The sequence below is a fragment of the Affinundibacterium seohonense genome, assembly GCF_014284305.1.
In the GTDB taxonomy this organism is placed as follows: Bacteria; Pseudomonadota; Gammaproteobacteria; order Burkholderiales; family Burkholderiaceae_D; genus Undibacterium; species Undibacterium seohonense.
Genome location: NZ_JACOFW010000003.1, coordinates 218209 through 239328 on the forward strand (window position 1 = coordinate 218209; position 21120 = coordinate 239328).

Genomic DNA, 21120 nt, shown 5'->3' on the forward strand with positions numbered 1-21120 from the left:
CAACAGCGAGATTTATTACCATGCTCATCAAGGGAAACTAAATGTCCAGCCTTTTTAAGCTTGGTGCTTTCGGACCATATAAGCGATGCACATAATGCTGCGTCATACGCGCGACGTTTTCACGTGAGCGTGTGCCGATCACAATAATTTTCTCGGCCTGTTTTGCGCACGCTAGTGCCAAATCTAAACAATGCTGGCTATCACCAAAAAAAGCGAGCTCTTCGAATGGCGTCTGCGATGCTAAATTCTTGTCTACGCGCTTTGGTAATGCGAACACCACACAACGATGAGCTGCAGTATTGCTAGAAAAACTCACGTCCAAAATTTTTGAACACAGTTCTTGCCTTAACTGATCCGCAGAAATATCTGCGCCAAAAGTCTCAAGCAAGGCTTTTTTGCTGCTCAAGAAGAGCACATCTTTTTGAAATAGGGACATCACAAGACCTAACGTAACTTAACGCGCTTGCGCTTCGCTAATTAGCCATTGATGAAAAGCGAGAAAAGCGGTGTTTTCTTTCATATCCGCAGCATAAATTAAGTAGTAATCTAGGCGCAGTGGTGTCTCGACATTAAACGGGCGCACCAAACGTCCGGCGGCGATATCGTATTCGACTAATAAGGATTGCCCGAGTGCGACGCCCTGTCCATCGATCGCTGCCTGCAAAGCCATCAGCGCCAAAGTAAATAATGGTCCCTTGCGCACATCCTTATCGTTCACACCCAAGGTTGAAAACCAAGATTGCCAGCTAGGATAATCAGGATCATTCATGGCACTCACTTCGTGCAGCAAAGTTTGTCTACTCAAGTCTGCTGGTGTGGTCATTGCTTTAGCAATCGCCGGGCTGCAGACTGGAAATACTTCGGTCGCGATGAAAGGTTCAATCCGAAAATCGGCAAATTGCGTGCGCCGAAAATCAATCGAAATATCGCAATCGCGATAACTACGATCAACTTCTGACACAATTTCAACCCGAACTTGTGGATGACGATTTAAGAAACGATATAAACGCGGCACTAGCCATTTAGAACCAAACGATGGTGGCACACCAACCCGCAGCAAGACATTATTATCATTGAGCAGGGTATCGGTCGCTTGCTGAAAAATTTTGAAACCTTCGCGTATGCGCGGCAAATAGCGTTCGCCTGCTTCGGTCAGTTTTAAAACATTATTACTGCGCTGGAACAAGTCTAAGCCGAGGAAGTCTTCCAGCAATTTGATTTGATGACTGACCGCGGCATTCGTTACATGCAACTCCTCCGCCGCACGCGTGAAGTTCAAGCGTCGCGCCGCGACTTCAAAAACCTTTAATGCGTTTAATGGTGGAAGACGTTTGGACATAGTACCCTCATTGAAAAACGATACCATATCAGAAGTTCATTTAATAAAACTTAATGAAGGATTGAAATTTAATTGTTGTTCTGATGCCGCCCCGGTTTCTCCCAACAGTGCTAACATTTTGATCACGACTTTTTGATCAGAAAATTGACCATCCACAAAAACGCAAGTTACGATCAGATAGTCCGACGATCTCAATATAAAAACCCAAATAATTATTAAAATAATCAGTAAATTAAAATTTTCTCCTTAAATATTTTTTAATGACGTCTCAAATATTCCTCGCTTGCTCAGCCTGCTCTAGCCCGTTAAGCTGCGATCATTCTGTTGAAGTCGGCATAAACCGCCGTGTTCAATTGGGCTCATGGTTCGCGTTCGCTCTTTATTTACTGCTCATTTGCTCTTTAGGCAGACAATCACGGCAACATCTGTGAACGCCAACATTGACACAAATTGACTTCATCCGTGCGTCACCCAAAATTTCACTTAGGTCTTATTTGACATGACTCATATTATTACTATCGATACCGGCACGACCAATACCCGTGTAACACTGTGGCAAGACGGCGATGTGCTGGCTCATCAAGCATGCGAAGTCGGCGTGCGCGATACGGCGATTACCGGCAGCCGAGAAAAGCTACAAAACGGCGTGCGCGATACGATTAACAAAACACTGGCCGCCGCCCATGTGACCGAAGAGCAAATCGATCTGGTGATAGGCTCGGGCATGATCAGCTCAAATGTTGGCTTATTTGAATTACCGCACGTCTTAGCCCCCGCTGGCTTACAACAATTAGCGCGCGGCATGGTGTCGGTGACGATACCCGAAGTCTTTGCCAAGCCAATTTGGTTTGTACCCGGTGTACGCAATGTGGTCGACAACATCGGCCTGCATAATTGCGAAGCCATGGACATGATGCGCGGTGAAGAAGTTGAAGTCATGAGCGTGATTGAACAATTGGCGATCACTGGCCCGGCCATGATGGTGATGCCAGGTTCACATTCTAAATTTGTCTGCATCGATGATAAAAATCGCATCACAGGTTGTGTCACCACCCTGGCTGGCGAATTGATGTATGTGATCACGCACAACACGATTTTGGCGCAATCTTTGGATTCACAGTTTGCCACCTCCATCAGCGAAGAAATGCTGTTAGCTGGTGCACAATCGGCGCAAACAATCGGCCTCGGTCGTACTTGTTTCAATGTACGCACCCTCGATCAATTCACGATTTACGAACGCAATGACCGCGCCAATTTCTTACTCGGCGCCATCCTCGGTGCCGATTTACTGACATTAAAAAACAGCACTGCAATCAAGATGATGCCAGGTACGCCAGTCGTGATCTGCGGTAAGCCGATTATGAAAGAGGCTTTAGCAATCTTGATCAAAAACGATGATTACTTCTCTGGAAAAATCACCGTCGTATCCGATGAAACCCAGGCGCATTTGGCTGGCCAAGGTGCCATCTTGGTTGCGACAGCACGCGGCTTGATCAAATAAGTTCAGTAAATAAGGGAATTCACCCATACGGCTATTGGTACGAGGCAAGTATGCTTTGCCTCAACTGCGATTCAGACACAACGATAATTTTTTACGAGTACACCATGACTAAAGACATCACACGCTTCGGCAATATTCCCTCGGGCGCTGGCGGTCAACGCTTGCCATTCTCACCTGCAGTACGCGCTGGCGATTTTGTATTTTGCTCAGGTCAGGTCGCCATGAAAGACAACGGCGAAATCGAAACCGGTGGCATAGAATCACAAACCCGTCGCACGATGGAAAACGTCAAGAAGGTTTTGGCATTGGCTGGTTGCGACCTAAGCGACGTGGTGAAAGTCAGCGTTTGGCTTGATGATACGCGCGACTTTTGGACCTTCAATCGCATCTACACAGAATACTTTGGCGACCATCCACCAGCACGCTCTTGTGTGCAATCAGCGATGATGGTGGATTGCAAAGTGGAGATAGAAGTGACGGCTTATAAGCCGGTTTAAAGAGACAAATTAGTGCGATGACATCCCCTCTCCTACAAGCGGAAGAGGGTTAGGGTGAGGGTAGTTCAGAAGCTGCAAAGCTCTTGCATGCCATAAAACAAGATACAAATTTGTGCATTAAAAAATTTTATCCGAATCTAAATCCCCCTCATCCCCAACCCTTGTCCCGCTTGCGGAAGAAGGGAGTTGCAATTTAATTTTATTGAAATTTATTCAGGACGGTCGAAGGATCAAATTCGAGATAAATCTGAACTGAATAAGTCAGTTTTTTGGAATACGGTAAGGGTAACGCACCCTATCGTGTTGTAGCACTAGCGTTTTCTTTCAAGGATGCCTTAACAATGCCAGCTTACCGCTCACTCTACACTTACGCATGGGATATCGCCGACGTCGGCGTCACGCAATTTGTTGATGAAGTGCTAGCCATGGGCGTCACCGATGTGACTTTGGCGACCGCTTATCACGCGGGTAAATTTATTCGTCCACATGCAAAAAAACCACCTTATGTCATCTTCCCTGAAGACGGCGTCACCTACTACGATCCTGATGTCAGTCACTATAGCGACATCAAGCCACAAGCGCATAGCGACGAGGCAATTCGTGAGGTATTACCGGCATTATTAAAAGATGGCAGAGTCAAAGTGCATGGCTGGACTATACTCTTACATAACACGCGTCTAGGCACCGCATTTCCCGAATACACTGTCAAAAATGCCTTTGGTGATGGCTATGTATATAGCCTCTGCCCTTTTCAAGACGCCGTATTCGACTACGCTGTCAATTTGTGCGCAGACCTGACGCATCAACACGCACTCAGTAGTATTGTGTTGGAATCACCGGGTTGGCAACCGTATGGCCATGGCTATCATCACGAATTTGCACAAGTCGCTACCAATGCTTGGTTAGATAATATGTTGGGCATGTGTTTTTGTGACGCCTGCAAAACCGCGGCCAAAGGCAAAGGCATACACGTCGATGCCTTACAAACTCGCATACAGAACAATATTAAAAACTATCTGGCGTTACCTGCCGATGCGAATGCGGATCAAGCTGCCAGCTGGACTCAATCGGAGCTGTTAAGTGATGCGGATCTACTTGCCTTTATCAGCATGCGTCAAGATCGCGTCACGCAATTGGTCGCAGCAATTCGCGCAGCAATTCCAAGCTCCTGTGAACTCGCCGTCATCCCGACAGTCCAAAGACCCACCTCTGCTTGTTGGACCGAAGGAAGTGATCTGAAGGCCTTATCGGAAGTTGCCGACTATATCGAAATCCCTTTTTACGAACCAAACGCCAATCGCGCGATTGCCGATGCATGGGAAAGCCTACGTCAAATTGGCAACTCAGAAAAAATCCGTGCCATCTTACGACCAGGTTTTCCAGATCTGAATCAAGGCGCAGAATTAGGCGCCGCGATTGCTGGCATACAGGCATTAGGCATCAAGGATTTTGCGTTTTATAACTATGGTTTATTACCGCAATATCAGCTCGATCACCTGGCAAAGACTTTGAAGGAAATCACGTAAATGACAACTAAAGTGGCACGCAATATCCTCATCACCGGCGCCTGCGGCGGCATCGGCCGCGCACTCTGCCAAGCCTTTGTGAATGCAGGCGATCACGTCTTTGCCCAAGACCGTGAAGCAAGTCAGTTAGCGGATTTGGTCGCACAATTAGGTGCTGATAAATGTAGCGCAGTCGTGGCCGATATCACCAATGCCAGCGAACTCAAACAAGCATTAAGCGGCGTAGTAGCGACACGCGGCGACGTCCACGTATTGGTCGCCAATGCGGGCGCTGCCCAAGCGTTGACGCTGCAAAGTACGACCGAAGAAAGCTGGAAGCAAGATATGGATCTCAACTTGAATGGAACTTTCCATACAGTTGAAGCAGTAAGACCAGCGATGCAGGCAGCGGGCAATGGCAATATTGTGATCATCGGTAGCGTGAATGGCATGACCTCGTTTGGACATCCAGCGTATAGCGTGGCGAAAGCTGGTTTGATTAGTTATACCAAGGCTCTAGCAATGGAGTTCGGCAAGTTTGGGATACGAGCGAATATGGTTTGCCCCGGCACGGTGAAGACCCAAGCTTGGCAAGCTCGTGTGGATAAGAATCCGCAGGTGTTTGAAGATTTGAAGAAGTGGTATCCGCTGCGGGATTTTGCGACGCCTCGGGATATTGCGGATGCGGTACTGTTTTTGGCTTCTGATGCGGCTAGGGTGATTACTGGGGTGGTGTTGCCGGTGGATGGTGGATTGATGGCGGGGAATCAGGTGTTTGCTCGGGAGTTGACGCAGGAGGAAATTTAGTTGTTTGTTGTTGATTTGTGTGTTGGTTTGTGTGTTGGTTTAGCTGATAGGTCTGTAGGTCGGGGGTGGCCCGACAGCCAGTTACCTTTTTTGTCTCGCCAAAAAAGGTAACCCAAAAAAGGCGACCACGCTGCCACTGGCCTTCGGCTACCCAATTGTGCAGGACAAAAAATGGGAAAGCCTTGAAACTCGCCTTCGGCTCAAACAGCAAGGCTTTCTTTATCCATTTTCTGTCCTGCACAATTGGCAGTGTCAGAAGTGGATGAAAGTCAAAAACAACTTCAAAAGCAACGGCAACACCAAAACAATCAGTACCGACGGTCGTTCATTTTTCTTATAGCAGTAGTAGGTCGTTGCTTTTGACTTTGATTTTGTTTTTGTTTTTGACTTTGACCTGCCCCCGTTCGAGACGATGTAATTTGTGCGTCACAGAAAATGGATAAGAAAGTGTTGCTGTCTGAGGTGTAGCAGGGAATTCGAGGCGCATGCGGCTCGTTTGCGGAACGGTGTTCGCTTGCAAGCGAACACTCCTAAGAACAGTTTCAACACTTTCCCATTTTTTGTGACGCACAAATTATGCTGGAGCGTAGCGTAAGCACCCCGTAGGGGCAAGTCTACGGTCGCCTTTTTTGGATTACCTTTTTTGGCGAAGCAAAAAAGGTAATTGGCCGTCGGGCCACACCCGACCTGCGAACAACGAGCAACAGAGAACACAGTTACAGAGACGAAACAAACGATAAAGAGAAATAAGATTTAAACAAACCCAAAGAGACACTCTCAACCCACCGAGAGCCATTAACAAAAACGGAAAAACCATGACCAACAACGCACCAGCACCACAATCCAAAAAGCAAGTCGTAGTCGCCATGTTCTTCATCGCCCTACTCTTCTTCATCCTAGGTTTCGTCACCTGGCTCAACGGCTCGCTCATCCCTTTCCTCAAAATCGTTTGTAACCTCAACGACTTTCAAGCTCTCTGGGTCACCTTCGCCTTCTACATCGCCTATACCGTGATGGCATTACCATCAGCGGCAGTACTTAGTCGCATCGGCTACAAAAACGGTATGACCGCCAGTCTTGGGGTGATGGCTGTGGGTGCGTTGATGTTCATCCCAGCAGCAAAAACTAGCTACTACGGTCTGTTCTTGCTCGCCTTATTCACACTCGCTACCGGCATGACCTTGATGCAAACCGCGATTAATCCTTACATCGTATGTATAGGTTCGCGCGAGAGTGCAGCGATGCGTATCAGCATTATGGGACTATTCAACAAAGGCGCTGGGATTGTGGTGCCTATGGTGTTCACTGCGCTGATCTTATCTGGTATCGATCAATCCTCAACTTCTACCGCTGCACTAGCGGCAATGGATCAAGTCGCGCGTGAAGCTTTGCGTGCCGATCTGGCATCGCGCTTGGTAACGCCATATATCGTCATGGCGATAGGCTTGGTGATTTTTATGGCAATCATCCACTTCTCTTCTTTGCCTGATTTGGACCTGCAAGATGAAGATCAAAGCAGCACCACGCGTTTTGGTGTTCTGCAATTTCCGCAATTGGTATTAGGCGCGCTGACGCTGTTTGCTTATGTTGGCGTCGAAGTGATTGCTGGCGATACGATTGGTTTGTATGGACAACATCTAGGTGTGGAGCACTTTTTGAAACTCACTTCTTATACGATGGGTTTTATGGTTTTGGGTTATTTGCTAGGTGCGGTAGCAATTCCTAAATTTTTGTCGCAAAAAAATGCATTAATTCTGTCTGCAACTTGCGGTCTCCTTTTTGCCCTTGGTGTCATGAATAGCTCCTCCACCGACAGCAGCATTGCACAAGCCTTGATTGGTTGGGCTGGCGTTCCTGTCGTACCGAATTCTGTGATGTTCCTCGCCATGCTAGGTTTCGCCAACGCACTGGTCTGGCCTGCGGTCTGGCCCCTCGCCCTCGAAGGCTTGGGTAAATACACCGCGGCGGGTTCAGCTTTACTGATCATGGGTATCGCGGGTGGTGCGATATTACCTATGGCCTACGGCCACTTCTCAGATACGAGCGGTGCGCAAAACGCTTACTGGGTGATGTTACCTTGTTATGCGATGATCTTGTTCTATGCGCTGAAAGGCCACAAGATTAGTAGTTGGAAATAATCTCTCTCATTTTTTATTCAAGCATTATGTTAAATCTCAGCACATTAGAACAGCAAACCCTGTTACCCGGCACCAAAGGCTTAGCGTTAAGCCAGTCTTTGCAACAACAAAACATCGCCCAACAACATTGGAATGTGCTGAATGCGGACACCAGTTTTCCAGTGGCTGTGTTGAAACAATCAGCCTTGCAACACAATCTGCAATGGATGAAAAATTTCTGTGACACCATGAACGTCGTGCTTGCTCCTCATGGTAAGACCACGATGTCACCACAGCTATTTGACATGCAATTAGAAAATGGTGCTTGGGGAATTACGCTGGCCACTGTCAATCAAACTTTGATCGCTCATCGTTTTGGCGTACGCCGCGTACTACTCGCGAATCAGTTGATCAGTCGCAGTGATACACAAGCCGTGCTGGCATTAATGAAAGCGGATCCACACTTTGAATTTTTCGCATTAACTGATTCCCTTGATGGCGTGCAGCGTATGGCAGAACAAGTCCAAGCAGCCGGACTAAATCGTCCTCTGCCTTTGTTGGTCGAATTGGGTTTCGCCGGTGGTCGCACTGGCTGCCGTAGCCAAGATGATGCATTAGCAGTTGCACGAGCAATACATCAAAGCCCTTACCTGCAACTGGCAGGCATAGAGGGTTACGAAGGTCTGTTAGTCGGTAAGCACAGAGATCAAGATTTGGTCGCCGTCAAAGCGTTTATCAATGATTTGATCACACTCACGCAGCGAGCCGATGCAGAAGGTTTATTTGCTGGTGAGAATATTTTATTATCCGCTGGCGGCTCGGCGTATTTTGATTTGGTTGGACGTGGTTTTGAGCAGACTTTGCTTCTCTCGCGCCCCGTCACTTCGATTTTGCGTAGTGGCTGCTATGTGACGCATGACCATGGCTTCTACAATCACTTATTACACGAAATGCAGGCGCGTGAAAGTGCGGTTGATATCGACAATCTGCGCCCTGCTTTGGAGGTTTGGAGCATGGTGCAATCGCGCCCTGAACCAGATCTGGCGATCCTAACCATGGGCAAACGCGATGCGTCTTACGACATTGATCTCCCTTTCCCGGTACAAACACACCGACCTGGCAGCACATCTGCACCACTAGATTTACCCACAGGTTGCAAGATAGAAAAAATGAATGACCAGCACGCGTATTTGCGCCTACCGAAGGACAGTGCGATTTGCGAAACACTGCAAGTCGGCGATCTGATCGCCTGCGGCATTTCACATCCATGTACAACTTTTGATAAATGGCCCGTAATTTTGGTCGTCGATGATGACTATCAAGTGCAATCCGCGATCAATACTTTTTTCTAAACTGTAAGGCGGGTGAAACCCGCGCCGCCGAACTTTAATAACTACAGCTCGGCGTACATCCGAGCTACAAAAGCCATGACTAAGCCGACCTACGACATCATTATCCGCAACGCCGACGTCATTGACGGCAGCGGCACCGCGCCCTATCGTGCCGACATCGCGATTGTCGATCAAAAGATCGTTGCAATCGCACCAGCACTGAGTTTGCATGGCTATGAAATCCTCGATGCTACTGGCTTGGCGGTTGCCCCCGGCTTCATTGACGTCCACACCCATGACGATAGAGAAGTTTTAGATGCGCCAGCGATGCTACCAAAACTGACGCAAGGCGTGACCACCGTCATCACCGGCAATTGCGGCATCAGCTTGTCACCATGGCTGGCAAATAAAATACCACCAGCGCCGTTAAGCTTAATCGGCACACAAAAAGATTACCGCTACGCTAGCGTTCAAGATTATGCCAAGGCTGTGAAGCAAGTACAGCCAGCAGTCAACGTTGGGATATTAATCGGGCATTCAACTCTACGCGTGAATGCCGTCGCCGATCTGAATCGCGGCGCCAATGCGGATGAAATCAAGCTCATGCAAGACCTGCTCGCCGAAGGGATGCACGCCGGTGCATTAGGCTTTAGTTCAGGCCTGTTCTATCAAACCAGTAAAGCAGCTGACAATGCCGAAGTCATCGCCTTAGCCAAAATCAGTGCGGCAGCCGGTGGTGTATATACCTCGCACATACGCGATGAATACAATGGCGTACTCGATGCCTTAGCCGAAGCTTGCGATGCGGGTAAAGAAGCACAATTACCTGTCATCCTATCGCATCACAAATGCGCAGGTCCCGCGAACTGGGGACGCACCACAGAAACCTTGGCCTATGTTACCGAACGTCGAAAAACGCAAGCAATCGGCATCGACGCTTATCCCTACACCGCAGGCTCCACCGTACTCGATCCCGATTATGTCGATGGCGTGATCCGCATCATGATCAGCTTTTCACAGCCACATCCAGAAATGCAAGGCCGTGATTTGGCTGACATTGCAGCCGAGTGGCAAGTTGATCAAAAAGAGGCGGCACGACGTTTGCATCCTGCTGGTGCCGTGTATTTTCAAATGCGTGAAGATGACGTGGAACGTGTTTTAAGCTATCCACATACGATGATAGGATCGGATGGATTGCCACATGACAGTCACCCACATCCCCGTTTGTGGGGCGCTTTTCCCCGTGTACTCGGGCATTATAGCCGCGAGAAAAAATTATTCACTTTGGCAGAAGCAGTAAGACGCATGACCACACTTTCCGCCGATCATTTCGGTTTGAAACAACGGGGCAGGATTGCGCTCAATTGCTGGGCTGATTTGGTGGTATTTGATCCTGCCACGATCTCTGACCAAGCAACGTTCGCATCCCCGAAGCAAGCCGCAACTGGGATACATTGGGTACTCGTCAATGGAGAAATTGCGTTGGCAAATGCGAAGCCAACTGCGAACCGAGCTGGTCGTTTTTTAGATAGACAAAGCGAACGTTATTCGACGTAAGTAGAAATAGCACGTGCAGCGAATGACTAATTGCACAAAAAAAGCAACTGAATTGCACCAGTTGTGCCTTTACGTTTGAACTCAGCGGACTAGCCAGCGTAGCTGGCGCAGGTCCATGCAATGAATGGTTAAGCCGCAACACGCCCATAAGCTACTTAGAGGCGGGTATCTGTTTTAGCTCACCCACTCCAAGTTCCTTTGCATTCGGCAGTTTCCCTTCTTTCTGCAATCATTGGATGTACTGAAGCGGAGATTCAGCGCATTGAAAATCAGGATGGGTAGCATTTGGCGCTGATGTCACATCACTTGCGGCGGTTTGTTCCTCCAGCCGACGCACAAGCCGCGCCTCGGTTGGCAAAAGCTGTAATGGATTCTTTATGGGTTTAATAGTTGCAACCGGATCGACTGATTCCTGCCTCATATCAAAGGTGTAAAGGAGCCTCTTTTCTCCCCCAACATATGCGTAAGCGTACGCAATCAAAACCTTCCCATTGATCTCGCCTTCAATTAACACCGGTGCGAGTAGTGGATTTAACGAGCAAACACCAAGATTGAACATTTCTCCAGAGACTTTGCCTCTCTCCGATGACATCGTGAGTTCGAGTGGCAAGTCTGACTGCCGGAAGTCTTCAATATTTCCTTCCTCTCGACTCGACCAAGTACCAGTCCATTTCGCATCATCAAAGTACCATCCAAGAAAGGTGTTGTAGGTCGTTCTTACCTCAGATGGTAGTGTGCGCATGTTTTTCAGACTGTCAACACCCTGAAGTAATACAAAAGAGCCTAGCGCTCCCATAGCTGCAAATGCTCCAGCCCAGAGTACTCGTGAGCTAAGAAATGCAGGCCCGCGGCCAATCTTTGGTTGGGGCAATTCACGGCGACGCCAAGGTAGTTCGTTTTTAGGTTTCACTTCGTAAGTTCGCTCTTTGTCAGTAGTTGTTGCAGCTTAACGTCGAATTGAAAGGCGCGCGCACCGATCAATATATTCTAAAGAGATGCTTATATGCGCGTCATTTTCGAATGTCATGTTAGCACTCATTTGCCCCATACCTTTGCGCTGGAAGCATCGAAATATGAAACAGAGAGGCCTACCTTTCCTCGACGGGCGTTGATCATTTGATTGGCGCGGCGGGTAATACGCTTATTCGCCTCACTCAAAGGGTCGCCATAAAGGCCTATGTAAACATGCGCAATCTTGCCCTTCTCAATACGTTTGATGTAGTGCTCATCGTTTTCGGCCAACGAGTGTCCGTAGATAAATAACGCACCTCCAATGCTACAAAAACTGCGGTAGGCTTTTGCCAAATAGTCGTTATGTCGTATTCGCTCATACTTTTCGGCACTCGTTCCTTCAGAAACAAATATTGGATAAAAATCTTTGGAGAGTGCGTGCCGAATTTGATCAATTAGTCTGACCCCGGTGTTATTCCATGTGTACTTCTGAATCTCCGTTCCGGCATCAAAAACATGCAAAGCTCCATGAAGAAAGTGGGTGTTCTGCTCATGGCTTTGGCTTGGTTCCCAAACAACGTAGTCAGCATCGTAATCATCTGATGATTTCCGAAACCCATCATCCGACCATGAGTCCTCGCCCTCTGGGGTATGCATAAGCACCCAATAGAGGAGAAGATCGTAATTGAAAGTGTATATCGAAGTGAAATGCGAGATGAACTCTCGGCACGCTGCATATTCCACTTCAGTTAACTCACCTGGGAAGGACGGATGGCTGTTCGCAATTGTCTGTACGAGTAGTTCACGAAGACCGTTGGCATCACTCTCCAGCATATCGAGAAATGATTCTGCAACGCCACCGTACGCCGACAATATTTTCTTGGTATCTCGAAGAGCTTTGATTACGCGTTCAAAATCTTGCGTCCCCAACGCTTCGAAGGCAAGTTTCGCCGTAGGCGATAGCTTTGAAAAATCGGCCTCCTCGTACAGTTTTCCATATTGGAAAATGTCAGGGCGGCAAGCGATGCTAAAGCCATTTCCCAACAAAAGATGACGCTGGTTGTAGCTTTGAGCTTCTGCTATCGCGTTAGCAAATGTGAGTAGTGTCATGGTGAGTGCTAACGCAAAAGTGATGTGCGCCGCGGACTGCAGCTAGCACAAAGAATGGCAAATAATACGGCGTCACTACCGACTGTTTTGTTATGCATCTCCAATTCCCTTATACGTTGCTTTATTATTTTTAAATCCAATTATCGCGTAGGTGTCAAAAAAAACTTTGAAAGTAAGAAAATAAGTCGCCTGACTATTTTGCACAGCTTTACAATCACCATACCAAACGTTCATTTCACACAAAGATGGTTTTTCGCCCCGATCCGCCAATGGTCGGCTCTCACCGAATATTTCTATCACTTGGTCTTCGCTCATTCCAATTTCAACTTTGTAATATGGATAAGTCACACAAAAAGAAAAAGCCTCTAATATTGCGACGAGAAGAAGTACGATCCCACCAATCCAAAGAGTGAATATTTTTAGTTTGCGAAAAATTGAATTCATAGGCACATGTAGTCTTGACACTTCAAATTACATAAATTTACGACTGATTACGTATTCTCATTGATGCATAACGTGTTTTCCGCGACCATTCGTCGAATAAAACCGACACAGTTCGCATAAATTTTTAAAAAATATTCTTAAAGCCCTTTTGCAGCAAGGCTCTTCATGGGTGCACTGCATATTTAATCAGTATTAAATTTTCTATGAAAACCGACACTGCAATCCCTTTGCATTCTACCAAGCTTCTGGATCGAGTCAAGGAAGCAATTCGGTATAAACACTATAGCGCCAGCACCGAACAAGTGTATGTGTATTGGTGTCGTTCCTATATTCGATTTCATCGATTGAGGCATCCAAAAGATATGGGTGCAGCAGAAGTGGCGGTCTTTCTGAGCTATCTCGCCAATGAAAAAGCGTTGTCGGCATCGACGCATAAGCAAGCACTCGCGGCACTTCTATTCTTATACAAACACGTTCTCCGAATTGATCTGCCTTGGCTCAATGCGATTGGTACGCCTCGTGCAAGTCATCGCTTGCCTGTCGTGCTGTCCACTGAAGATATCAGCACATTGTTTTCTCATTTGTCTGACGTGCATTTGTTATTGGCGAAGCTGTTATACGGTACAGGAATGAGACTTAATGAGGCGCTCAATTTGCGTGTCAAAGATCTGGATTTTCCGAATCAGACTATTACCGTGAGAGAGGGTAAAGGAAAGAAGGATCGCAGTCTGATGCTGCCAGTTGCGCTGTTGGAGTTGCTCAATGCGCAGCTGGCGTTTGCCAATAGCATATGGGCTAAAGATCGTGCCGCTAATGTAGCCGACGTTCCTTTGCCGTCGAACATCGCTCGTCTTTATCCGACAGTGGGGCAAACTTGGGCTTGGTATTGGGTATTTCCACAGACGCGCTATACGATAGATCCAGCATCGGGTAGGAACGTTCGCGAGCATTTGACTGATCGCAGTTTTCAACGTGCTTTTACCACTGCAAAAGTACGCGCTGGCATCAATCTAGCCGCTACGCCACATACCTTACGCCACTCGTTTGCCACCCATCTGCTGCAATCAGGCTGCGATATTCGTACAATTCAAGAACTATTGGGACACGCGGACCTGAGCACCACAATGATTTACACACATGCAGGCAACATTCATAGCAATACTCGCAGCCCTTTGGATAGTCTCTACAAGTAAGTTCGTTGTGCACCCTTTTGTTGCCGTTTTTCTCTAATAGACAACGTGCCTCTCCACCTCACCGCAATGCATTTCTCGTTTCTTAAAATGCGCTAGTCCAAACGTTGACGCAGCTTGCAACTGCATAGCGCTTTTCCGTGCAATAGAATAGCTCATTTTAAATGCAACTTGTTGACTCGTTTGATACAAATACCCATTACCCCGCACAAGCCAACCAAGCCTCTACTTTAGGCCGTATCGCCCGTTCAAGTGCCGCACCTTTTGTGAAGGTACCAAGTTCTCCCTGACGAGCGAGTATGCCGACATAGGATTTACTTCTATCCCAAAATGGATAAGCGCCGTAGGCGCCGGGACTAGAAATACGCGTCGCTGGTGCGCAATTAAAACTGGTACTTTGACATTCATGCCAGTAGCCAAATCCGTAATGCCATACTTCACCCAAGGCGGCGGCAGGTGAGTAAACGAGTTTTGCGGTGGCGGTACGATCTGTCAGAAATTGTGCCATCGATGTCGGGTTTAACAATCGCCCTTTTTTGAGCGCTGAGAGAAAATCTAGATACTCTTCCCCTGTCCAATGCATGCCTCCAGCCAAACGTGGATTGCTCAACGACGGTAAATCATAACTGGCATTTTTGAATAAGCCAGTCTGTTGTTTAAACTCGCTAAAAACGTCCTGCCAAGAGGCGACGCCGCGTGCCTTGATCGCCATTAAACCTGCGACTTGCAAATGTGTGCTGGCGTAATAAAATTCGCTGCCAGGAATAATCTGATTGCCAGCATTCGAATTAGCAATCGTATTCACGCAAGATTCAAAATTAATAAAGCCAGCGTTCACACATAAAGGCTCCTCAGTTAGCCCCGACGTAAAGCTAAGCAAATTAGCTAAATTCATCGTCGCCAATGGCGAACTTGCTGCGATCGGCCAATTGCTGATGCGATCTTGCGGTTTGTCGTCTAATTTAAGATAACCCTGCTCCACTAAGCGCAAAATAATCACCGCGCTTACCAGTTTGGAAGTCGATGCAGATTCATATGAGGTCTGCATACGAGAGCTGCCGCGTTGATACACATAACGGCGACCATCATCACGCTCGACACCAAATGAAAAATCGGTATCGCTCACCAACTGGGCAAATTGACTATTCATCTCTGATTCTAGCTGTGTCACCGAACAATTATTACCAGGCGTGCTTGGTGTCGTCGGCGTACCGGTCGTTGGATTGCTACTTGCATTTCCGCCACCGCACGCGGTACAAAATAGCATCGCAATTAGCACAGTGAGTTGGCGTGATCGGAAAGCTTTGTGGGTCAGTGGCGCTATCAACATAAATCACCTATCTTGGAGAAAAGTAGAGCACAAGTGGAAAGAATGCGCTAAGCATAAATCGAGTCGATCCTTGTCACAGTACTTTTTACAAACAATTACAGGACTGAACACTTTCTTACTAAGATGACCTCAAGTGTTGTCTGCCGATCCATTTTCATGCCCTAAATACAAAAATTGCGGTATTCTCAGCCTTAAGCCTCCCAAACCGATAAGCCCACATTTCTGCGCAAATTAAAACCAATTCAAAGCATTTTTATACAACATTGCTTACCACATTCTTAGACAGGATACGTCATGGCATTCAAGAAACGCTTGCATCTTAGTTGTTTGAGCATCGCCCTACTTTCTGCGGCTAACATCATCACACCCAGTATCAGTCTTGCCGCACAAGGGCAAGTAGCAATGAGCCAGACACAAGCCCAGAAACAGCTCAATCAATTGGCTGATGCGTATTACGAATCTCGCGCCAAGTTTGATCCGCTGCTATTTGCAAGTATTAATGGCGATAACCGCTACGATAGTCAACTGGCAATCAGTATCGCGCCGCAAAACCGTGCTAAGCACTTTGCAGACATGCATAAAATGCAGGCGCAATTGAGAAGTATCGTGCGCACTCAACTCAGTGATAAAGACCAGCTAAATTATGATTTGCTGTCTTATGAGATAGACAGTGCGCTGCACCTTGAACATTTCCCCGAGCATTTATTACCGATTAATCAAATGGATAATGTACCAAGCACGTTGGCCAATTTTGCTGGTGGCGATGGCTCTCAGCCATTAAAAACCGTGCCACAGTATTATGCGTATCTGGCACGTCTCAATGTATTACCCGCTTGGATAGAACAAGCGATTAAGAATATGCGTGAAGGCATACAGCGCGGCATCGTTCAACCCAAAGCGATCACCTTAGCGATGCTGCCACAATTTAAGGCACTACCAAATGCTAACGCAGAAGCCAGTATTTTTTACACACCAATCAAGAATTTACCGGCTCAATTTTCAGCAGCCGACAAGCAGAAACTGACAAAAGCCTACAGCCAAGCGATCCGTACCAAACTGACACCAGCCTTGCAAAGACTGGTGCATTTTTTAGAGACGGACTATCTGGCTGCAGGACGCGATACTAGCGGTTACAGTGCCTTACCAAATGGCGCGGCTTGGTACCAAATGCGGATTAAAAATAACACCACCACCGATTTAACGCCCGATCAGATCCATGCACTCGGAATACAAGAAGTCGCTCGCATTCAACAGCAATGGGCAGAACTGGGTCCCAAACTCGGCTATACCGGGCCGGCAATTGACCTACCGCAATGGGTCAGTAGCCAGGAAAAGTTCAAATCGTTTACCAGCGATACCGAGATTCTCAATGCCTATCGTCAGATTGACGCCCAAGTGCAGCAAAAATTGCCGGAACTATTTAGTTTGCTTCCCAAAGGCAAAATGGAATTGCAGTTAGAGCCGGAACTCAGCCGTGCCACCGCATCCGATCACTACACGCCACCATCTGCAGACGGTTCGCATCCTGGTATCTTTTGGCCTGTAGTCAATGACCCAAAACAATACAGCCGGGTCGGTATGGTCACTTTATTTTTACACGAGGGGCAACCAGGTCATCATTTACATGCGGCACTCCTAAAAGAAATAGATTTACCAAAATTTCGCAAGTTCAATACTGAAAATCTAAACAGTGCTGCCTTCACCGAGGGCTGGGCTTTGTATTCCGAAACCTTAGGTCGCGAACTAGGTTTTTACGATAACCCAGAAGCGTATTTCGGCCATTTAAACGACGAACTCATGCGCGCGGTTCGTTTAGTCGTTGATACTGGCATACATGCAAAAGGCTGGACACGTGAAGCGGCGATTGCGTACATGCAAAAGAACCTTGGCTATTCTGAAGCCAGGGCAAAAAATCAAATTGAGCGCTATATGGTTTTACCAGGGCAAGCCCTTAGCTACAAACTTGGCGCACGCAAAATACTTGAGTTGCGCTCACGTGCACAGCAAGCACTTGGCGCGAAGTTCACATTGCCCAAGTTTCATGAAATTGTCATTGGCGATGGCACTTTACCCATGCCCATTTTAGAGACCCAGATCGAGAAGTGGATTGCAAAAAGCAAGTAAATTGATGACAGTAAGTAAAACGCCTTTGTACTGATTGCAGTCACATTGCATGACACAAAGGTTCAATATCAATGTACAAATAAAATAGGGCTGCTATGAAGCATTACCTGAATTCACTTTTGAGTTTGAGCTTGCTGTTACTAACATGTCCAGTAACCGCAGCCGAACTCAAAATTGCGTTCGCCAGCGACAGGGCACCCTATTGTTTTCGCAAAGATAATGTCGATCAAGGCATAGAAATAGATTTATTACGACAAATTATGGCACTGGCTGGCCACACTATTTCTGTAACGACGATGCCTAAAGTACGTCTCATTAAAGCAGCCAAAAACAAGGAAGTCGATGCTGCTGCCACAGTACAAGATAACAAGGACAAGCAATTGTTTTTCTCTGAGTCTTATTTGGAATTTCAAAATATCGTGATGAGTAAAAGCAGTCAGGGGATTCAGCTCAATAACTTGAATGATCTCAAGCAGTTTAGTTTTATTATTTGGCAAGATGGTTGGAAAAATCTCGGGCGCGAGTTTGAGGCGGCATATCGTCCCGATACCAACGGTGTCTTTCCCAAAAATTACAACCAGGCCTTTAGCCAGGTAAGCCAAAACAAAATGTTTTGGGCGGATCGCGTGCAATTGATCATCATTGATAAAACCATCTTTGAACACTATCGGCGCCAGTTAGGAAATGAGTTTGATACGACAGTCCCGCTGACCTTCCACGACATTATCAAAACCAAGACACCGTATAGCGTTGTATTTAACGATGTCGACTTACGCGATCAATTTAACGATGGTTTGCGAAAAATACGTAGCAATGGCACTTATCAAAAAATTCTCGATGCTTATAAATGAGCGTCTTAAACATCAATTACACTCTTTCACAAAAAGCTCGTACAAGTTGTACACGAAGCAGGCAAGCCTCATTCGCATTTGAATCAGAGACGCGTGCGTTAAGAAATTCGAAAGCTTTTGACAAGCTATAGCCAAACCTGCAGTCCAGCTCCCACTTCTACTCAACGCTATCGCATGCAGAGCCACTCAAGAAGTATCAAAACAACTTTAAATAAAAATAATGTCTAAAGCACTGATACGCGATATCGGACATTCCACTCCGTAAAACCCACCGTTCATCCCAAAGGACTTGCATAGTTTTCGCAGGAATCGGACACTACTTTCGAATCAATTGTACATACAAGTTAATTTTGTCTGTACTCGTTGTTTCAATCTCCCTTTTTCGTCATCTCAAGTTGTCTTGGGATGACGTTTTTTTCGCCTCAACAAAAGTCCACTAGCCTAAATGTTTTGGTTTTTTTGGCAAACACCCCTATACTTTCTTCAAAGAAAGCAGCGGCAAATCGAGTCCTATAGTGGACGCTAACGAACTAATGCAGTTGTAGCATAAGTGGTACAACCAATGGCAATCCTCGACAATTTTGGTCGTCATTTTCGCGCTCCCAGTTGGCGCAACTTTCTCTCGTGCCTACTCGTATTAGGTGCGCTAATGTCGGCACATGCTCAATCCTTGCAAACTAATAAAGTGACGCTACTGGTACGCGAATTGAGAAATGACCAGGGAGAAGTGATTCCCGTCAAAGACGATATCCGTCAACTCTTTCTTTATTTTGAAAGAGAAGCCCATGTTAGTTTTGAAGTGCGTTATTTTCCCATGTCGCGTTTGCTCAACCATGTAAAAAATGGTGAAGGAATTGCCTTTGGTCTATCCAAAAATACGGAACGCTTGGAAACTATGCAGTTTTCTGAATTTATCTACGCGAACTATGTCTGGTTGGTAACAGCAAAAGAGCAGCGATTCAATTTCACTCAGCTCGCTGATCTTAGGGGAAAGACAATAGGTGTCATACGAGGTGTCAGTTACGGCGACGATTTTGATTGCAATAAAAACATATTATTTACAATCGAAGAAGACACCGCCTCTCATGTCGCGAGATTAAAAAAATTATCGATGGGCCGCATGGATGTCATGTTGTTTGGTGCGCGTCAATCTGACCCACGCGAAGTTGAAGCCTTATTACGACACATGCAAGTCGTTGATAAGTCGCATGTTTTAGATGCGAAAGAAACTGCGTTTACCGTATTAGACAAACCCCTGCGGATTGATGAATTGCATTTCGCTGCCTCACTGCATAAGCACGACGCAATCATTAAACGTCTCAATGCCGCCATCGCCAGGGGAAAGAAAAACGGCGCCATTTTGCGTATCCTGACGCCGAAGTGAACTTAGCGCTTTTGCTTTAAAAAACGCACCAACATATCGCCAAAATCAGCAATGTTTTTGTTCGAAATAATTTGCAGCGTATCTCTTGGTGTATGCCATTCCGATAGATTAGTCCAGTCGATGATATGTAAAAACGGCAACCCTAGTTGCGCGAACGGCAAGTGATCATCTTCTATCGCAATGTTTGCCATAAAAATTTTAGTCGTCGTTTTTTGCCCTAATAATTTTTGCGCTAACTGCGGATTCGAACCCGTCGTAATAAATAAATTCTGATTTTTATGACCGATCATATCTAGAATCACAACCGCTTTGACGGGTAGGTTTTGATAGGTAATGCCTTCGAATTGTTTCACCAGGCTGCCAGCAAAAGCGCGTGAACCATGCGTATTGTCAGTAATTCCCAGCAAACGGTCAGCATCCGCCCATTCTGGCAAAGTCGCTTCTTCACCATCAAAAAATACCAAACCAATACTACAATCGATAAAGCGACCATTTTCTTTTACTGCATGTTTTGCGGTGCTATCTTGCTGACGATGCACTTGAATAACGCGTGCTAACTCCTGCAAGGCGGCCGTGGAGGAGCCGCCATCGTTCGCGCCGACAAATGTAAAATCTTTATAGAATTTGGTATCGTAATGCCCGCCAATTAACAGCAAACATCGTTCACTTCCTTTAGAAATAGCAACGATATTCTCACCTTCGACTTCGCGAACTGGGGCAACATTTTTATCTTTGCCGCCCAATTTTTCATGTGCCAAATTCGGAATTTTTGTTTTGAATTTTTGTAGTTGCACCTGCCAGCCATGCTTAACTAAACCAGCCTTGATGTCCTGAGCCAATTTTTTCTGTTCACTACTATTCATAGGATGCGGCGCACGAGTAAAGCGCTTCATCGCCGCATCAATATGACCAACATTAAAGAATGCACCATTTTTCTGGCTATCATCAGTTGCAGCCATCACACAACCTATAGTACTCGCCAACAGCATAGCGAACAGCAAAGAGACCGACACCTTCATTATGTGACTCCCGAAAAATGAAACTCGCTGTATTTGAAAAATACAGCTGTAATAAATCTTAAA

18 protein-coding genes are annotated in these 21120 nt (G+C 46.6%); 11 read left to right on the forward strand and 7 right to left on the reverse strand.

The window, feature by feature from the left end:
• Positions 1 to 37: 37 nt before the first annotated feature.
• Both H8K52_RS04515 and gcvA read right to left on the reverse strand, forming a co-directional pair.
• Positions 38 to 436, reverse strand: coding sequence for a hypothetical protein (locus H8K52_RS04515; RefSeq protein WP_186921690.1), 399 nt, complete (start codon positions 434 to 436; stop codon positions 38 to 40).
• An 18-nt stretch (positions 437 to 454) separates the two neighbouring features.
• The gene (gcvA, locus tag H8K52_RS04520) at positions 455 to 1339 is read right to left on the reverse strand and encodes a transcriptional regulator GcvA (RefSeq protein WP_186921691.1); all 885 of its coding nucleotides are present in this window, start codon (positions 1337 to 1339) and stop codon (positions 455 to 457) included.
• A 499-nt stretch (positions 1340 to 1838) separates the two neighbouring features.
• Between gcvA and H8K52_RS04525 the strand changes: the two genes are divergently transcribed.
• The 7 genes from H8K52_RS04525 to H8K52_RS04555 all read left to right on the forward strand — a co-directional run bounded on the left by H8K52_RS04525 (position 1839) and on the right by H8K52_RS04555 (position 10654).
• Positions 1839 to 2840, forward strand: coding sequence for a 2-dehydro-3-deoxygalactonokinase (locus H8K52_RS04525; protein WP_186921692.1), 1002 nt, complete (start codon positions 1839 to 1841; stop codon positions 2838 to 2840).
• Between the two features lie 104 nt (positions 2841 to 2944).
• A complete protein-coding gene (locus H8K52_RS04530) occupies positions 2945 to 3337 on the forward strand; it encodes a RidA family protein (RefSeq protein WP_186921693.1) in 393 nt (130 codons plus the stop codon).
• A 341-nt stretch (positions 3338 to 3678) separates the two neighbouring features.
• A complete protein-coding gene (locus H8K52_RS04535; RefSeq protein ID WP_186921694.1) occupies positions 3679 to 4863 on the forward strand; it encodes a hypothetical protein in 1185 nt (394 codons plus the stop codon).
• The gene (locus H8K52_RS04540) at positions 4864 to 5649 is read left to right on the forward strand and encodes an SDR family oxidoreductase (RefSeq protein ID WP_222613673.1); all 786 of its coding nucleotides are present in this window, start codon (positions 4864 to 4866) and stop codon (positions 5647 to 5649) included. It abuts the gene before it with no gap.
• Between the two features lie 815 nt (positions 5650 to 6464).
• Positions 6465 to 7787 (forward strand): sugar MFS transporter, encoded by a 1323-nt coding sequence (locus tag H8K52_RS04545; RefSeq protein ID WP_186921695.1) that lies wholly within the window; start codon positions 6465 to 6467, stop codon positions 7785 to 7787.
• Between the two features lie 26 nt (positions 7788 to 7813).
• Positions 7814 to 9118 (forward strand): amino acid deaminase, encoded by a 1305-nt coding sequence (locus H8K52_RS04550; RefSeq protein ID WP_186921696.1) that lies wholly within the window; start codon positions 7814 to 7816, stop codon positions 9116 to 9118.
• Between the two features lie 75 nt (positions 9119 to 9193).
• Positions 9194 to 10654 (forward strand): N-acyl-D-amino-acid deacylase family protein, encoded by a 1461-nt coding sequence (locus H8K52_RS04555; protein ID WP_186921697.1) that lies wholly within the window; start codon positions 9194 to 9196, stop codon positions 10652 to 10654.
• 229 nt (positions 10655 to 10883) lie between these two features.
• On the opposite strand, the gene H8K52_RS04560 is transcribed toward H8K52_RS04555, so the two are convergent.
• The 3 genes from H8K52_RS04560 to H8K52_RS04570 all read right to left on the reverse strand — a co-directional run bounded on the left by H8K52_RS04560 (position 10884) and on the right by H8K52_RS04570 (position 13159).
• A complete protein-coding gene (locus tag H8K52_RS04560; protein WP_186921698.1) occupies positions 10884 to 11564 on the reverse strand; it encodes a hypothetical protein in 681 nt (226 codons plus the stop codon).
• A 125-nt stretch (positions 11565 to 11689) separates the two neighbouring features.
• Positions 11690 to 12715, reverse strand: coding sequence for a DUF4917 family protein (locus H8K52_RS04565; RefSeq protein ID WP_186921699.1), 1026 nt, complete (start codon positions 12713 to 12715; stop codon positions 11690 to 11692).
• Between the two features lie 90 nt (positions 12716 to 12805).
• Positions 12806 to 13159 (reverse strand): hypothetical protein, encoded by a 354-nt coding sequence (locus H8K52_RS04570; RefSeq protein ID WP_186921700.1) that lies wholly within the window; start codon positions 13157 to 13159, stop codon positions 12806 to 12808.
• 203 nt (positions 13160 to 13362) lie between these two features.
• Here H8K52_RS04570 and H8K52_RS04575 point away from each other — a divergent pair, with 203 nt between their 5' ends.
• Positions 13363 to 14352 carry an integron integrase gene (locus tag H8K52_RS04575; protein ID WP_186921701.1) on the forward strand — a complete coding sequence of 330 codons (990 nt, stop codon included), beginning with the start codon at positions 13363 to 13365 and terminating at the stop codon, positions 14350 to 14352.
• A gap of 196 nt (positions 14353 to 14548) precedes the next feature.
• Here H8K52_RS04575 and H8K52_RS04580 read toward each other — a convergent pair whose 3' ends face one another.
• The gene (locus tag H8K52_RS04580) at positions 14549 to 15679 is read right to left on the reverse strand and encodes a serine hydrolase domain-containing protein (RefSeq protein ID WP_222613674.1); all 1131 of its coding nucleotides are present in this window, start codon (positions 15677 to 15679) and stop codon (positions 14549 to 14551) included.
• A 294-nt stretch (positions 15680 to 15973) separates the two neighbouring features.
• On the opposite strand from H8K52_RS04580, the gene H8K52_RS04585 reads away from it, so the two are divergent.
• From H8K52_RS04585 to H8K52_RS04595, 3 genes are all read left to right on the forward strand, one after another.
• Positions 15974 to 17803, forward strand: coding sequence for a DUF885 domain-containing protein (locus tag H8K52_RS04585; protein WP_186921702.1), 1830 nt, complete (start codon positions 15974 to 15976; stop codon positions 17801 to 17803).
• 95 nt (positions 17804 to 17898) lie between these two features.
• Positions 17899 to 18654: a substrate-binding periplasmic protein gene (locus tag H8K52_RS04590; protein WP_186921703.1), complete on the forward strand. Its 756-nt coding sequence runs from the start codon at positions 17899 to 17901 to the stop codon at positions 18652 to 18654.
• Between the two features lie 562 nt (positions 18655 to 19216).
• Positions 19217 to 20038 carry a substrate-binding periplasmic protein gene (locus tag H8K52_RS04595; protein WP_186921704.1) on the forward strand — a complete coding sequence of 274 codons (822 nt, stop codon included), beginning with the start codon at positions 19217 to 19219 and terminating at the stop codon, positions 20036 to 20038.
• A 2-nt stretch (positions 20039 to 20040) separates the two neighbouring features.
• On the opposite strand, the gene H8K52_RS04600 is transcribed toward H8K52_RS04595, so the two are convergent.
• Positions 20041 to 21057: a M28 family peptidase gene (locus H8K52_RS04600; protein ID WP_186921705.1), complete on the reverse strand. Its 1017-nt coding sequence runs from the start codon at positions 21055 to 21057 to the stop codon at positions 20041 to 20043.
• Positions 21058 to 21120: the final 63 nt, after the last annotated feature.

What these genes read in the sequence shown, in the direction of transcription:
- H8K52_RS04515 (WP_186921690.1), bottom strand. Translation starts at nt 436, where the DNA reads ATGTCCCTATTTCAAAAAGATGTGCTCTTCTTGAGCAGCAAAAAAGCC.
- gcvA (WP_186921691.1), bottom strand. Translation starts at nt 1,339, where the DNA reads ATGTCCAAACGTCTTCCACCATTAAACGCATTAAAGGTTTTTGAAGTC.
- H8K52_RS04525 (WP_186921692.1), top strand. Translation starts at nt 1,839, where the DNA reads ATGACTCATATTATTACTATCGATACCGGCACGACCAATACCCGTGTA.
- H8K52_RS04530 (WP_186921693.1), top strand. Translation starts at nt 2,945, where the DNA reads ATGACTAAAGACATCACACGCTTCGGCAATATTCCCTCGGGCGCTGGC.
- H8K52_RS04535 (WP_186921694.1), top strand. Translation starts at nt 3,679, where the DNA reads ATGCCAGCTTACCGCTCACTCTACACTTACGCATGGGATATCGCCGAC.
- H8K52_RS04540 (WP_222613673.1), top strand. Translation starts at nt 4,864, where the DNA reads ATGACAACTAAAGTGGCACGCAATATCCTCATCACCGGCGCCTGCGGC.
- H8K52_RS04545 (WP_186921695.1), top strand. Translation starts at nt 6,465, where the DNA reads ATGACCAACAACGCACCAGCACCACAATCCAAAAAGCAAGTCGTAGTC.
- H8K52_RS04550 (WP_186921696.1), top strand. Translation starts at nt 7,814, where the DNA reads ATGTTAAATCTCAGCACATTAGAACAGCAAACCCTGTTACCCGGCACC.
- H8K52_RS04555 (WP_186921697.1), top strand. Translation starts at nt 9,194, where the DNA reads ATGACTAAGCCGACCTACGACATCATTATCCGCAACGCCGACGTCATT.
- H8K52_RS04565 (WP_186921699.1), bottom strand. Translation starts at nt 12,715, where the DNA reads ATGACACTACTCACATTTGCTAACGCGATAGCAGAAGCTCAAAGCTAC.
- H8K52_RS04570 (WP_186921700.1), bottom strand. Translation starts at nt 13,159, where the DNA reads ATGAATTCAATTTTTCGCAAACTAAAAATATTCACTCTTTGGATTGGT.
- H8K52_RS04575 (WP_186921701.1), top strand. Translation starts at nt 13,363, where the DNA reads ATGAAAACCGACACTGCAATCCCTTTGCATTCTACCAAGCTTCTGGAT.
- H8K52_RS04580 (WP_222613674.1), bottom strand. Translation starts at nt 15,679, where the DNA reads ATGTTGATAGCGCCACTGACCCACAAAGCTTTCCGATCACGCCAACTC.
- H8K52_RS04585 (WP_186921702.1), top strand. Translation starts at nt 15,974, where the DNA reads ATGGCATTCAAGAAACGCTTGCATCTTAGTTGTTTGAGCATCGCCCTA.
- H8K52_RS04590 (WP_186921703.1), top strand. Translation starts at nt 17,899, where the DNA reads ATGAAGCATTACCTGAATTCACTTTTGAGTTTGAGCTTGCTGTTACTA.
- H8K52_RS04595 (WP_186921704.1), top strand. Translation starts at nt 19,217, where the DNA reads ATGGCAATCCTCGACAATTTTGGTCGTCATTTTCGCGCTCCCAGTTGG.
- H8K52_RS04600 (WP_186921705.1), bottom strand. Translation starts at nt 21,057, where the DNA reads ATGAAGGTGTCGGTCTCTTTGCTGTTCGCTATGCTGTTGGCGAGTACT.